The organism is Desulforamulus profundi (assembly GCF_002607855.1).
Window position 1 is genome coordinate 40306 of the sequence record NZ_AWQQ01000006.1, and the last position, 14417, is coordinate 54722.

Sequence of the window (14417 nt, forward strand, 5' to 3'; positions counted from 1 at the left end):
CTACATTTTTTCCGGCGCCGTGAGTCCCAACAGACCCAAGGCATTTCTCAGTACGATGCGGACGCAGTCCACCAGTACCAAGCGGGCTTGCGAAAGAGCTTCGTCATCGGTAATGACCCGGTGACTGTTGTAGAAGCTGTGGAATAATCCTGCCAGGTCATGCAAATACCGGGCGATCCGGTGGGGAGCCATGAGCTCCGCTGCGGCGGCAATCTCGGTGGGGAAGTCCGCCAATTTTCTCAGTAAGTCCAGCTCTGCTTGCTCGGTCAGCAGGGCGGGGTTGATTTCGTCGGCTTTAGGCAGCTGACGTCCCTGTTCCCGCAGCTGCCGCAGAATGCTGCAAATCCGGGCATGGGCATATTGAATATAGAAGACCGGGTTGTCGTTGGTCTGGGATTTGGCCAGGTCAAGATCAAATTCCAGGTGGCTGTCCGGGCTGCGCATGACAAAGAAGTAACGGGCGGCATCCCGGCCCACTTCTTCCACAAGTTCCTCCAGGGTCACGAATTGGCCGGTGCGCTTGGACATGCGGACAATCTCGCCGCCCCGGTACAGGCGGACCAGTTGCATGAGAATGATTTCCAAATCATCTCTATGATAACCCAGGGCTTCCATGGAACCTTTCATGCGGTTGACATGGCCGTGGTGGTCGGCACCCCAGATGTCGATGACTTTGTTGAAGCCCCGTTCAAATTTGTTTTTGTGATAGGCGATGTCGGCGGCAAAGTAGGTGGGAATGCTGTTGGAACGGACCACCACTTCGTCCTTTTCATCGCCAAACTCCGTGGCTTTAAACCAGAGGGCGTTTTCATGTTCGTAAATGTAGCCCTTTTCCCGCAGTTCGTCCAGTGTTCTCTGGATGGCCCCGCTGTCATGCAGGGACTGCTCGGAGAACCACTCGTCGTAGACCACTCCGAAGTCCAGCAGGGTGTTGCGAATGTGGGTGAGTTTTTCCTCCAGGGCATAGGTTGCCAGGGTCTTTCTGCGGTTGATTGCATCGGCTTCAGCCAAACTTGTACCGTGTTTTTGAATATATCCTCTGACGGTATCAATAATGTCTTCCCCGTGGTACCCTTCTTCGGGCATAGGGATGTCCTGGCCAAGCTGCTGCAGGAAGCGGACCTCCAGGGAGCGGCCAAAGTTTTCAATCTGGTTCCCGGCGTCGTTAATATAGTATTCCCGGCTGACACGGTAACCGGCAAAGTCCAGTATGGATGCCAGGCTGTCACCCAGAGCAGCCCCCCGGGCATTGCCCATATGCAGCAGACCGGTGGGATTGGCGCTGACAAATTCCACCTGTACTTTTTGCCCCTCGCCCATTTCCACCCGGCCATAGTTCCTGTCTTCCTGAATGATTAATGGAATGACTTCGTAAACCCAGCTCGGCTGCAGGTAGAAATTAATAAAGCCCGGGCCGGCAATCTCCACCCGCTCCACCGGAGTCCCTGCCAGATCCAGGTTTTCTGCCACAGCTTCGGCAATTTTTCTGGGCGCCATTTTAGCCGTACGGGCCAGTTGCATAGCTAAGTTGGTGGCAAACTCCCCGTGTCCCTTTTCCCGGGGCACCTCAATGGTAATCTCCGGTACCTCCACCGGGTTTACCAGACCCTTGTCCACCGCTCCAGTAATGGCCTTTTGTAACGCTGCGGCCAGCCCGGCTCTTATTTGTTCAACCAATCCTTGCAAGGGGAAGTCCTCCTTCAGTCGGTCGTCGGTCATCAGACGTCGGTCATCAGACGTCGGACATCAGCAAGATTTTAATCATGTCGTAGGAATTGCTTTTGGCTTTTGGCTGTACATTCCTACGGCAAAAAACTTTTAAAAACCAATAGCCAATGGCCAATAGCCTGGGCTTAAAAAGTTGGTTTTTACGCTTCCTTAACCATTATCAGCAAACTGTTAGTACCCAAATGAGCATGGTCTAACTCCAACTCATACTCTAGCTTAATACTTCCCCCAAGGTCTGTCAAGTCAACCTCTATGTTCCACGGCTTAACCATCATATCCATACTGCCAAAGGTTGTCTGATAGACAGACCTGTGCATTTTGTCCCTTTCGAACACTTGTCTCATATTGATGCTGCCGTTCCGAATGATGGTAACGATATCTCCTTCAGCTTTTATCGTCGTGGTGGCATTCTCCATGCCCGCGATAGCGGTCTCCTTGTAAATAATATAATAACTGTTGTTTTATGGTGGAAGGTACCGGGAGACACCAGTTCTATCACTTCCGCATCATTCTCCTGATCCCTTCGGGTGCCCTTTACTGTTACCAGTACATTCTTCCTCATTTTGATACCTCCGCCACATTTAAGCAAATTCAAGTGGGGACGGTTCTTGATTTGAATTTAATCTCTCCGAATTCAAGTCAAGAACCGTCCCCACTTGAATTGAGAAAGAGCGGAACTATGTCCGCTCTTTTTCAGGTTTTTCATGTAAGTGTAAGTATAACGTTTACTCTTCCTTGGCAACACCAGGAGTATGGTCGCGTCCAGCCAGGGTTACGTAGGAGGTGCCGATGTACAGGTACTCGATTTTGCCCTCTTTGGCCAGCTCGGAGCAAGCCTTGTCAACTTCTTTTTTGGCGGCGCCAATTTTCTCGGCAATTACGCGGGGCTTTTCTTTGCTTACGCCTTCCAGGAACGCCAGGATTTTAGCTTTGGTTTCTTCCATTTAATTACACCACCGTTTCCTACCATCCTGTGCGGGTGGTAAAATGTTTAGATGCCGCCACCTTGCGGCGGCGGCTCTTTAAATATTATACTCAGGATCAAGCGGCTATATTCTTACCACTTGAACTGAGTGGTGCATCTGAATGTGGTTTGAGCCAGGGTGAAGTCGTCGATGTGCTTGTCGGTAAAGGGCAGACCGGACAGTTCGAAGAACTTCTCCCAGCTGATGCGGTCGATCCACTCAGCCATACGCTCACCAGGTTGAGCATTGGCAGCCCACAGTTCAACCAGGCTCTTAACTGCGTCAACAACTTCCGGCCAGCGCGGAGGATTGTTGGGCAGGAAAGGAATGGCCAAACGGGAGAATCTGGGACCGATACGGCTGTTGGAGATCTTTCCGCCAACCCAGATGGAAACAGCGTCGTTCTTAGCGTCGATGATGTGTACAGACGGGCACATGGTGTAGCAGTTACCGCAGTACATGCAACGCTCAGCTTTAATGTCAACGGACTTCAGCTTGGGATTCGGACGGATAGCCGCAGTGGGGCAGCTAGCAGTCAGAGTCGGGATTTCGCACAGTTTGTGCAGGTTTTCATGGTCAATCTTGGGTACGGTTCTGTGGATACCCAGGATGGCGATGTCGGAGCAGTGTACAGCACCGCACATGTTCAGGCAGCAGGCCAGAGCGATTCTCATCTTGGCAGGCAGCTTCATGGTGGTGAAGTACTCAAACAGCTCATCCATAACGGCTTTCACGATACCGGAAGCATCGGTAGCCGGAGTATGGCAGTGTACCCAACCCTGGGTGTGAACGATGTTGGTGATGGAATTGCCGGTACCGCCAACGGGAACGCCCATTGCCTTCAGGTCAGCAATTAAGGGATCAATGTTGGCTTCATCGGTTAACAGGAACTCGATGTTGTTACGGCTGGTAAATCTCAGGTAACCATCACAGTATTTGTCTGCCAGGTCGCAGATTTCACGAATGAAGTAGATACTAACCAGACGCGGAGAACCAGCACGTACAGTGTACAGCTTGGCTCCGGTTTCGGATACGTGTACAAGAACGCCGGGCTTCAGAATTTCGTGATAGCGCCATTTGCCATAGTTTTCTTTGCAAATGGGCGGCAGCATTTCTTTATAGAGCGGCGGTCCGATATCAGTTCTTGCCAATGTGGTTCACCTCTCCCCGTTTCATTTATTTATGCGGCATAGCCTGCATATTTTTCTAAATTAGTCCTGAATAACTTCTTCAGGCCACCAGAAGAAGAAGGGGTTGGCCCGCGGAGCCAGTACCATTTGCGGAATGGGCTCGAGCTCAACGGCACGCAGGAAGTTACGCATACCCAGACGAAGGATCAGCTCACCAACACGCTCACGGGTCTTACCGTTTTCATCCCACCACTCCCAAACTTTTTCGAGGAACTCTTTGAGTTCTTCGTAGCCGGAGCCAGACTCAAGCTTCATGAAGGGGACGATTACCCAACCCATCATAGCACCTTGCAGAATGGGAGCTTTACCACCGATCAGGATGGTAGCGCCACGGTCGTCGCCAGGACGCAGGGCTTTGCACATTTTGTTGATGCAGTGCATGCAACGGGTGCAGTTGGCGTTGTCGATGGTCAGTTCGTTGCCATCAAAGGACATGCACTTGGTGGGGCACTTGGCAATAACCATGCCTTCGATATCGAAGCCATCAGCAACGTAAGCGCGAACAGCTTCCTGGTCGATCTTGATATCGTCTCTCCAGGTACCCTGGATAGAGATGTCGGAACGAGCGATAGAAGCTACGCAGTCGTTGGGACAGCCGGAGATCTTAATTTTGCACTTGTAAGGCCACATGGGGCGGTGCAGGTAATCCTGGAATTCATTGGTCAGGTCGTGGCACAGATCGGTGGTGTCGATCATAGCGAATTCGCAACGAGCGGGACCAGCACAGCAGCTGGGGGTACGCAGGTTGGAACCGGAGCCACCCAGGTCAAAGGGGAATTGTTCGAATTCGGAAACTTCGTCAAAGATGGTCTGGATCTTGTCGGTTTGGGTGCCCAGCAGAATCATGTCACCGGTGGAACCGTGCAGGTTGGTCAGACCAGAACCGTATTTCTCCCAGACATCGCAAACCTGACGCAGAGCCTTGGTGTGGTAGTACCAACCGGAAGGCTGGTTCAGACGTACGGTGTGGAAGTGTTCTACGTTGGGGAATTGCTCGGGTACGTCAGAGTAGCGACCAATTACGCCACCGCCGTAACCCATAACACCTACCAGACCACCATGTTTCCAGTGAGCTTTTTTGTCAACATAGGAAAGCTCCAGTTGACCAAGCAGGTCTTGGGCGGAAGGGCTGTTAGCAGCAGCTCTCTTCATTTCTGTTACGAAACTGGGCCAAGGGCCTTTTTCGAGGTCGTCCAAGAGAGGAGTCTTCCTGGCTTCGGTCATTAAGTTCACCTCCGTTTTTTTGTGAAAAGGATAGTTCTTCTATCCCGCCATAAATGGCACAGCCACTTTTCCATGGGTTAGATCGTTAGTAAAGTAACGAATGTTGTTACTCACTAATGATCTAGCTAGTTAGACAAAAAAAGACAAACTTGTCCATCCTTGGAAAAGCAGGCAATAAGTTGTCTAAAAATGCACAATCCAGGCTACGAGTATATAAGTATACTCCACAAAAATATTAACACCTGTCCCATTGGTCTGTCAACAGATATTCCGCTACACGAATGTGGAGTTTTTCACAAAGTCTGAATTGTGCCAAAATTTATCCTTTAGGGTATTCCCTTTTGGGTCAGGCTGTCGGCCATCGGCCTTCGGCTTTTAAATATTGTCTTTATCTGCGAGTATGATTATATCACAAGCCCGTGAACTTGTCTTGTTGGTTTTTCTGGAATATTTGGGCATTTCTCTCGGGTATTGTCCAGGTTCCAGCTTTCAGCCATCGCAATCTGTTATTGGTATAAAGGCTGATGGCTGACGACTTTTTTAAGCATAGATTCTCTTTACTTTATCTAAGCCTCTGGTCTTGATAAACCTGCCCATTCGTTTAATGGCTTCGGTTAGATCCTCCACCGAAGAGGCATAGGAGCAGCGGATGCAATCTTCCCCGCCGGGGCCGAAGACATCCCCGGGTATCACCGCCACTTTTTCTTCCAGCAGCAGGTTCTCGGCAAACTCCGCGGCGGTCAGGCCGGTATCCCCGATATAGGGAAAGGCATAGAAGGCGCCTCCGGGTTCAAAACAGGGCAGCCCGATTTCCTTAAATCCCTGCAGCACCAAACGCCGGCGACGGTTGTAATGGGCCACCATACTCTCCATGGCGCTTTTCCCGTTCCTCAGGCTTCCAGGGCAGAAACCTGGGCAGTAATGGGGGCGCACAGCATGGTGTACTGGTGTATTTTTGTCATGGCGGCAATGAAATCTTCGTGGGCTGCGGCATAGCCCAACCGCCACCCGGTCATGGCATAGGCCTTGGAAAAACCGTTTAAGACAATGGTGCGCTCCCGCATGCCGGGCAGGGAAGCAAAACAGGTGTGCTCACCGGTATAGGTAAGACGGTCATAGATCTCGTCGGAAATCACCAGCAGGTCGTGTTTTTGCACCACCTCTGCGATTTGCAGCAGGCTCTCCCGGTCCATGACAGCCCCGGTTGGGTTGTTGGGGAAACAGAGCAGCAGCGCCTTTGATTTGGGTGTAATAACGGCCTCCAGTTTGTCGGCGGTCAGCCGGAACCGGTCCTCCATGCTGGTGGCCACGGTCACCGGAACGCCGCCGGCCAGGGTGGTGCAGGGAATATAGGAGACGTAACAGGGCGTTGGTATAATCACCTCATCCCCGGGGCTGACCACCGTCCTGAGCGCCAGGTCCAGGGCTTCGCTGACCCCCACGGTAACCAGAAGTTCCTTCCTGGGATCATACCGGACCCCCTGGACGGACAGGTAGTATGCAATTTCCTCTCTGAGTTCCAGCAAGCCGTGGTTGCTGGTATAGGTGGTGCTCCCTTTGTGCAGGGAGTAAATACAGGCTTCCCGGATATGCCAGGGTGTAACAAAATCCGGCTCTCCCACGCCGAGGGAGATGACTCCTTCCATTTCGGCCGCCAGGTCGAAGAAGCGGCGGATGCCGGAAGGAGGAATATCCCTTACCACAGGGTTGATATAATTCTTCCATTTGCTTGTACTCACGGGGTAATCACCAGCCTTTTATCAGTCTCACGATCTTCAAAAATAAACCCGTCTTGTTTATAGGTCTTTAATACAAAGTGCGTGGCGGTGCTCAGCACATTCTCAATGGTGGCCAGTTTGGTGGCCACAAACAGTGCCACCTCCTTCATGGTAGCCCCTTCCACAAAAACTGCCAGGTCATAGGCCCCGGACATCAGGTGAACGCTCTTCACCTCCGGAAAACGGTAGATGCGTTCCGCCACCGCATCGAAGCCTACGTCCCTTTGAGCTCATTTTAACTTCAATTAAGGCAGACACCTTTTCCACCCCTGCTTTTTCCCAGTTAATAAGAGTAAAATACTTGATAATGGTCTTATCCGCTTCCAGTCTTTCAATGACCTGCCGGACCTCTTCTTCTTCCCGCCCGGTCATGGTTGCGATTTGTTTGGCGGTTAGTCTGCTGTTGTTTTGTAGGAGCTCTAGGATTTCCAGCATTATTGCACCTCCGTTTAGACTTAGGGGTATTCCTTTTGAGTCCTGTAACTAGGCCCCAGAGACGCTCCCTTAGGTCTAAGAACTAGACCCTTAAGGAATGCCCATAAGGCTAATAGCTGGGCCCCAAAGAATTGCCCTAAAGACAAAAAACCCCGTCCCGGTAAAGGGACGGAGTTTTAGTATCCGTGGTACCACCCTAATTGGCTGCCGGCTCAGGTGCTGGCAACCCACTTGGACTTCCGTAACGGGGAAGAACCGGCAAAGCTTACTTTCATTTCGGCCTGCACTCGGGGGCGGCCCGGCGGTTTCCTTGGCCGGGCTTTCACCATCCCCCGGCTCGCTGAGCAATTCCAACAACCTTCTTCCCCGTCATCGCTTTTTGTATGGATTATTGATTTTAAGTTTACCATCTGTTTCAGATGCTGTCAATTTACATGGTTAAGGTTCCGTTGGGAGTCTCGATTAATTTTAGTACCTGATCGGTCTTTCCGGTCGTGGCATTGATATAAACCAGGAAGGTTTCACCGTTGATCTGGCCGGTAATTTCATAGGAAAAATTCTCCCTGCCTGAATCGGTGGGGATTATGACCAACCGGGTGCTGGTCACCTGCATGCGCTGGTTCACTTTTTCTCTGGCCCGGCTGGCAGTAATTTTGGGGGTGGGAATATCCCTTTGTTTATGGGCCATCAGGTAACCCCTGGCGTCAAAGCCACCACCTGGCCGTTGTCCAGCGCGACGTTTACTTTAACCTGGTCGGGATAAAGGAGAACTCCTTTTTCTTCCGGAGCAAAATTAAAGACCGCAACGCCATTTTGGATTTGGTGATAAATATTTGCCATATTCTTATAACCCCGGGAATCCAGGAATTGTTTCGCCCTGGCAACGGCCTGTTCCACTGTCAGTCTCGGGGCGCCGACGGTGCGGCTGTCAAGGTACCAAACCACATGGCCGCCTTTATCGCTGACACTGCCGGAAATACGACCTTCCCCGCCCCTTTGAGACAAAAGTTCCACCTGGTAACCGGGTATTTTTTCCCGAATGCGGCTGGTTACCTGGGCCCGGTAGTCGGCATCCTCTTTAATATCAACAAACTGCCGCAGGATGTTTCTGGCTTCATCAGCACTGGTGGGTTGATCTCCCAAACCGGCCGGTTGGGCCCTGTCCAGGTGATCGGAGAAAGGACCGTCGTAGATGAGGGTGGGAAACCCCTGCATATCCCTGTCGATGCCCTGAAAATCAGCCGCTGCAGTGGTGGCCCTGCCTTTTCTCAATTCTTCCCGGCCGCCCGGGCCAATTCACTGACGCTGAGCCTCCCGTCAGCTACCTTTGCCTCCATGGTATGGAGCTCCCTGTTTAGCTGTTCAGCCTGCCTATAAAGGGTATTCAAGGTTCGATAGTCTTCTTCGGATACCGTTTCCCCGTTGTTAATATCTCTGGCCTTTACCCGGGCGAAGTCCCCGGCCTGGGTCAAAAACTTGGCGGTTCTGGCCACCACGTTTGACGTTAAGGGCATCTGGGTTAGGTTTTCCCGGGCCCCCTCTGCCTGCAGCCAGATTTCGGAAAAGATCAGCGTATCATCGGGCTGCCCGGAAACAGCCAGTGTTTTGGCCAGCAAAACTTCCATGCTCTGGACACGGCTGATCAGGTTGTAAAAGGACATTTGGTACCGGTTGTTCATATAGGTTTCCAGCATAATTTTATCCCTGTATTCTTTGAAACCCCAAAAGCCTACGGCTGCCAGGATTAAAACACCAACGAGGCCGGTAATCCCCATTTTTTCATTGCGGTATCCCCTTCCGATTAGTGTGCGAAAACGTGTCTGCCGATTTGAGAGGTTATTCTCCGGGTCCAGATCCAGCGGCTCACAGGCTTGCTCGGGTTCCAGAAGAACAACGCTCCCCCGGTGGGGTCGTAACCCGACAGGGCATCCTGGGCTGCCCGGATGGCCTCTGGGTCTAGCGGTCTGTTATACTGGCCGTTGGCTACAGATTCAAAGGCCAAAGGCTGATAAACCACGCCTGCCAGTGTATTGGGGAATTGTGAGTTTCTCATCCTGTTCAGCATAACTGCCCCGACTGCCACTTTACCCGTGTAGGGTTCATCCGCAGCCTCACCCATGATCACCCTCGCCAGAAGATTAACAGAGTCCCGGTTGGAAACAAATCCCCTGGAAGCGGTGGTATAGGTTGTCTTCTTGGGCGGGGTATACAACCCCAGGGCCTGGAAGGTTCTGGGACCCACCACCCCGTCCACTTGCAGCCCGTTACGTGCCTGAAACTTTCTTACCGCTGAAGCGGTCTGGCCGCTGTAATACCCGTTAACAGGCCCCCCGTAATAACCCCAGTCCTTTAATCTCTGCTGTACGGCCCTCACCTTGCTGCCGCTCCTTCCCCAGTAAAGGGTATCCTGGGCAAAGGCCTTTTGGTAAACCAGAAAACCGCCCAGGACAAAACAGCTAAGGCTGAATATGGTAACCCATATTTTCCATCTTGATTTGATTTTGTCTCCCCACTGCATAAAAATATCACCCCGTCTTTTTTTGGTATTTTTACCTGGGGGACCTCAAATTATGTAATTCTGCCAGACCCTGAAAATAAAAAACTTCGGGAAGCTTTCCCGAAGTTTCGTCCTGATCCTATTTAACATGCTCTCTTCGCCAGCAGCGGGCCAGACTTACAAAATGACGGGCCCAGTCCGGTTCAGCCACCGCATGAATATGATTGTACAGCGCCACCACATTCTTGTATTTTATACCGTCGTACTCCCCGGTAATGCCATGCCCCCGAAGGACCCGGAAGGCAAAATCGCACCGGGAAGGCTCCAGATCGATCACCCTTGAATTGTGAAACTCGTGGCCCCGGATTATTTTACCCTTTGGAAAATACGGCGTGCCCTCCAATACCTCCAGGTGCATATAACCATGTCCCTGGGGTTTCTTTACCATTTCCACTTCCAGGGGCAGCGCCCCGACCATTTCATAGGATTTGTTGTCATAGTGGATGCGACGGCCGAGATACATCAACCCGCCGCATTCAGCATATACCGGCAGTCCCTGCTCGATCAGCTCTCGTAAGTTTTCCCGAAAGGCCGGTTTTCCTCCAGTTCCCGGGCCAATATCTCCGGAAAGCCCCCGCCAATGTAGAGGCCGTCTATATCCGGCAAGGCCGGGTCGTCAATGGCGCTGATCTCAACTAAGCTTGCGCCGGCTTCCGACAGTGCCTCCAGATTTTCGGGGTAGTAAAAAGAAAAGGAGCGGTCCCGGATGACACCTATCACGATTTCCGGCCTGGCAGCCTGAAGCTGGTCGGGCCTCAGCCAGTTAATTTCCGCCGCCGCGGGGATTTCCTGCTCTTCCACCAGGCCAGGCCATTTCCGGGCCATTTTAAGGATGCCGTCGATGTCCAGGTATTGCGCAGCAGCTTCCCCAATTTGCCGCACCGCTGCCATCAGGGCTTCGTTTTCGCCGGCGGGGATGAGGCCCAGGTGCCGGTCGGGAATGTTATATTGGGTTCCCTTGGGCATGGCCCCCAGGACCGGCACATCACAGTATTCTTCTATGGCCGCCCGGAGCATTTTTTCGTGACGGCTGCGAGCCACCTGGTTTAATATCACACCGCCGATCTTAACGTCCGGATCAAAATTCGCAAAACCGTTCACCGTGGCGGCCACGCTACGGGTCATTCTGGTGCAGTTGACCACCAGCAGCACAGGGGCCTGTACAATCTTGGCAACTTCCGCCGAACTGCCGCTGCCCCGGAGGTCCACCCCGTCGAACAACCCCATGGCCCCTTCGATAACAGCAATATCAGCGTTTTCGGCATGTCTTATAAAGGTGTGCCGGATGGATTGCCTTTCCATGAGATAACAGTCCAGGTTACGGCAGGTACACCCTGCCACCCTGGTTAACCAACTGGGGTCGATAAAATCCGGTCCTTTTTTAAATGGCTGCACCTTTAACCCCCGGGCGGTCAAAGCCGCCAGCAGCCCCAATGTAACGGTGGTTTTTCCGGACCGGCCCTGGGGGGCCCCCACCAGTAACCGTGGGATTTTATAGGTATGGGACAAGAGATTCACCTCGTTTTTTCGGCCATCGGCCTTCAGCTTTTGTTATGATACTACTTAGTATTGTACCAGCACTAAGATATGATTTCTGCCTGAAGTTTATCATCCCTTAATCTTCTTTTATTATTCGGAGGACTATCGAAAAAGCATACCCCCTTCTTTGTAATGTAAGCGGAAGAGGAAATGTATCATAAGCTGATGGCCAATAAGAACACCCCCACCCGGAGGTTCCAGGTGAGGGTGAACTAGAAATCGGTTATTATACGCAGCCGGTGGGCTTGGGAAGACCAGCCAGTTTGCAGGCGCCTTTAGCAGGGCCGGTGGGGAACAGTTCGTAGATACCTTCAGGCTGTAGCCAGTGTCCTTGCACAGCTTACGAACCATGGGAGCAATACCGAATTGGAAGAAGTAGTCACGCAGGTACTTGATTACTTTCCAGTGGTCATCGGTTAATTCATCAATACCTTCTTCTTTGGAGAAATATCTAGCTACGTCTTCGGTCCAAGTGTCGGGGTTTAATAAGAAACCGTCCTCATCAACTTCGATCTGCTGGCCATTAACTTCAATAAACGCCATTTCGAAAGAGCACCTCCAGGAATTTTTTATTTTTTAGTAGTACCGCAATGGCGGAACATTAATACCGTTTTATATTATATACGGTTTGCCAAATTTTTTGTAGTAGTACAAGCACATATTTTTTAGAAAAGTAATACAATATAGTTTGTTTTTTATCCTACTTGTTAACCGGCGGGTAGAGGGCCAAACCAACCAGGTCGATAAGACCTTTTACTTCTACACCCAGTTCGTGCTCTTCTACCATCGGGTAAAGCTGCGCTTTACAGATGGAACAAGGTGCGCAGAGGATCCCGTTGCCGTCCTTGTCAACCCCGGTTGCCCGAACCTGCTCCGCTTTCTTGGCGGAGAACTTGATGCGCAGGTCGTACATTTCGGGATCGTCAAACAGGATGGCAGAGCCGCCGCCGCAGCAGAAGTTGCGCTCACGGTTGGGGGTCATTTCAACGAAGTTGGTTACAGAAGCATTCATCACTACACGCATGGTATCACACATGTTACAGGCCCGGCCAAAGTTGCAGGATCGTGAAGTGTAACCGGTCTCGAGTTAACTTCCTTGTTTAACTTAAGGGCACCCTTCTCGATGTAGTAGCGCACTTCGTCGTGGATGTGGACAATGGGAATACGACCGGGGCGATCCAACATGCCCGGCAGGTACATTTTACCAGCACGCCAGCCGTGACCGCATTCGCCCCAAACAACCTTTTTACAGCCCAGCTTCAGAGCTTCGTCGATAACACGCATGCAGTTGGCCCGCAGAGTAGCCCGCTGGTCAAACAGCAGACCAAAGTTACCGGCCTCGGCAATCTCACTGCTCATAGTCCAGTTGACGCCCAGGTAGTGGAAGAATTTCGCTGCGCCCATCATGGTGTTGGGGTTCAGCAGGAAGTCCGCGGAAGAAGGAATATAGAGAACGTCGGAGTTGGGCTTATCCGTGGGAATTTTAATTTCCACGCCGGTTTCTTCCAGCATTTCTTCTTCCAGGAATTCGTTGGTGTCGATCAGACCCATTTTGGGCAGGCCGGTGTGGTTACCGGTTTTGGCCATGGCGGCACCTACGGAAGCCTGCAGTTTAGGCACCATACCCAGCCAGTGCAGCAATTGACGGCCGGCCATGGTAACTTCGCAGGTGTCCAAACCAAAGGGGCAGACCAGGGAGCAGCGACGGCACTCGTTGCACTGGTAGAAATAGGAGAACATTTTCTCCAGGTCTTCCAGCTCTAAGTCTTTAGCGCCGATAAAACCGGGAAAGAGCTTGCCTTCCGGTGTGAAATAACGCTTGTAAATCTTCCGCATTAAATCTGCGCGGTTGGCGGGAATGTTGTAAGGATCCCTGGTTCCCAGGTAGGTGTGGCAGTTCTCAGCACAGGCGCCACACTTAACACAGGACTCAAAGGTAAGCATCAGGGAGCGGAATTTCTGGCCCAGTTCATTCAGGTGCTGAATGGCGACTTCGACCTTTTGATCATCGGGAACGGGATTGATGTTAATTTTCCGCATATCCGCAGCGCTGGCTTTCACAGGCTGCTTTAAACCAGTTTCAGTTAATGGCATTTATTGCACCCCCCTGAAGCGGATTGGTCGCCGGAAACGGCATGACCGGAGCCACCTACGGCTACGCCGGGCAGACCCGGTGCGGGTTCAACATACGGGCGGTTGATGATCCAGCGGTGGGCAAACATGCCGGGAATATGGAGCAGTTTGCTGAAGGGTAAATAGATCATCAGGATTTGAACCAGCAGCAAGTGTAATACAAACATAGGCTTGTGCATGACTTCCATATCGGCAGTCACGGGAGTTAACGTAATTAAGTTGGCCACATAATCACGAACGGGTTCGTAAGGAATGCCCCACTCGGGAACAAAGCGCATCAGGTTGCCAACAGTGACGATGGCAATAAGCATGAGCAGGTGAGCGTAGTCACTGGGGGCGGAAATCTGCTTCACTTCGTTGATGGCCATCCTGCGGTAGAGCAGGTACAGCAAACCCAGCAGAACAACTACACCCATGGAGGTGCCTAACATGTTGGAGAGCATGACACTGGTCTGCGCGGAAGTAAGACCGATGTAATAGAACTGTAAGCCCAGTAAGCCGATACCCATGACGTGTCCGCCTAAAATAGCAAACAGCGACATGTGCATAATCCATGCGCCGCTCCAGAGACCCTTGTCAGCCTTGTACAGGCTTTTGAATAAAATGGCCTCTGTAGCAATGTCCAGCACAGCACCGGTTTGGGTGGTGGGAGCCGGGGTCAGGGTAATGTTGTGAACAATACGTCCGCTGGCCCATCTGCCCATTCTGTAAAGGAGACCGATGGTTAAAACGGCAACAGAAATATAAGGAAGGATTTGTAAAATAAAGTAGGTCACTGCTACACCTCCTTTGGGGTTACCAAAGCTTATTATTATGGTTTATTATTAAAATACGGGTTAATCTTAATTTTTAAAATAATAACCTCGCA

The 14417-nt window shown here is 51.6% G+C and carries 10 protein-coding genes, 5 pseudogenes and 1 other annotated feature; all 15 genes and pseudogenes read right to left on the reverse strand.

Annotation, left to right across the window (positions count from 1 at the left end):
* Nucleotides 1–1686, reverse strand: a complete 1686-nt coding sequence (gene argS / locus P378_RS00645; RefSeq protein ID WP_099081916.1) for an arginine--tRNA ligase — start codon at nt 1684–1686, stop codon at nt 1–3.
* A gap of 182 nt (nt 1687–1868) precedes the next feature.
* Nucleotides 1869–2144: a YwiB family protein gene (locus P378_RS00650; RefSeq protein WP_238472680.1), complete on the reverse strand. Its 276-nt coding sequence runs from the start codon at nt 2142–2144 to the stop codon at nt 1869–1871.
* Nucleotides 2145–2453: 309 nt separating this feature from the next.
* Nucleotides 2454–2672: a hypothetical protein gene (locus P378_RS00655; protein WP_099081917.1), complete on the reverse strand. Its 219-nt coding sequence runs from the start codon at nt 2670–2672 to the stop codon at nt 2454–2456.
* Between the two features lie 113 nt (nt 2673–2785).
* Nucleotides 2786–3844, reverse strand: a complete 1059-nt coding sequence (dsrB, locus tag P378_RS00660) for a dissimilatory-type sulfite reductase subunit beta (RefSeq protein ID WP_180260909.1) — start codon at nt 3842–3844, stop codon at nt 2786–2788.
* A 60-nt stretch (nt 3845–3904) separates the two neighbouring features.
* Entirely contained in the window at nt 3905–5107 is a 1203-nt protein-coding gene (gene dsrA / locus P378_RS00665; RefSeq protein WP_099081918.1) for a dissimilatory-type sulfite reductase subunit alpha, read from the reverse strand.
* A 540-nt stretch (nt 5108–5647) separates the two neighbouring features.
* Nucleotides 5648–6846, reverse strand: a pseudogene (locus P378_RS00670) (aminotransferase class I/II-fold pyridoxal phosphate-dependent enzyme).
* Nucleotides 6843–7320 (reverse strand): annotated as a pseudogene (locus P378_RS00675) (Lrp/AsnC family transcriptional regulator). Before P378_RS00675 ends, P378_RS00670 begins: the two co-directional pseudogenes overlap by 4 nt.
* A gap of 161 nt (nt 7321–7481) precedes the next feature.
* Nucleotides 7482–7702 (reverse strand) — a binding site (T-box leader).
* Between the two features lie 48 nt (nt 7703–7750).
* Entirely contained in the window at nt 7751–8008 is a 258-nt protein-coding gene (locus tag P378_RS20340) for a PepSY domain-containing protein (RefSeq protein ID WP_238472681.1), read from the reverse strand.
* Entirely contained in the window at nt 8008–8592 is a 585-nt protein-coding gene (locus P378_RS22635; protein WP_274378608.1) for a PepSY1/2 domain-containing protein, read from the reverse strand. The genes P378_RS20340 and P378_RS22635 overlap by 1 nt, the downstream gene beginning before the upstream one ends.
* Nucleotides 8589–9095, reverse strand: a complete 507-nt coding sequence (locus P378_RS22640) for a PepSY1/2 domain-containing protein (protein ID WP_274378609.1) — start codon at nt 9093–9095, stop codon at nt 8589–8591. The genes P378_RS22635 and P378_RS22640 overlap by 4 nt, the downstream gene beginning before the upstream one ends.
* Before the next feature lie 26 nt (nt 9096–9121).
* A complete protein-coding gene (gene sleB / locus P378_RS00685) occupies nt 9122–9838 on the reverse strand; it encodes a spore cortex-lytic enzyme (RefSeq protein ID WP_099081919.1) in 717 nt (238 codons plus the stop codon).
* A gap of 118 nt (nt 9839–9956) precedes the next feature.
* Nucleotides 9957–11386, reverse strand: a pseudogene (locus P378_RS00690) (cobyrinate a,c-diamide synthase).
* Nucleotides 11387–11642: 256 nt separating this feature from the next.
* Nucleotides 11643–11959, reverse strand: a pseudogene (locus tag P378_RS00695) (TusE/DsrC/DsvC family sulfur relay protein).
* A gap of 157 nt (nt 11960–12116) precedes the next feature.
* Nucleotides 12117–13510: pseudogene (locus P378_RS00700) on the reverse strand ((Fe-S)-binding protein).
* The gene (locus tag P378_RS00705; RefSeq protein WP_099081920.1) at nt 13501–14325 is read right to left on the reverse strand and encodes a respiratory nitrate reductase subunit gamma; all 825 of its coding nucleotides are present in this window, start codon (nt 14323–14325) and stop codon (nt 13501–13503) included. The pseudogene P378_RS00700 and the gene P378_RS00705 overlap by 10 nt, the downstream one beginning before the upstream one ends.
* Between the last annotated feature and the right edge of the window lie 92 nt (nt 14326–14417).

Coding starts and splice junctions, on each gene's coding strand:
- P378_RS00655 (WP_099081917.1), bottom strand. CDS start 2,672: ATGGAAGAAACCAAAGCTAAAATCCTGGCGTTCCTGGAAGGCGTAAGC.
- P378_RS00650 (WP_238472680.1), bottom strand. CDS start 2,144: ATGGAGAATGCCACCACGACGATAAAAGCTGAAGGAGATATCGTTACC.
- sleB (WP_099081919.1), bottom strand. CDS start 9,838: ATGCAGTGGGGAGACAAAATCAAATCAAGATGGAAAATATGGGTTACC.
- P378_RS20340 (WP_238472681.1), bottom strand. CDS start 8,008: ATGGCCCATAAACAAAGGGATATTCCCACCCCCAAAATTACTGCCAGC.
- P378_RS22640 (WP_274378609.1), bottom strand. CDS start 9,095: ATGGGGATTACCGGCCTCGTTGGTGTTTTAATCCTGGCAGCCGTAGGC.
- dsrA (WP_099081918.1), bottom strand. CDS start 5,107: ATGACCGAAGCCAGGAAGACTCCTCTCTTGGACGACCTCGAAAAAGGC.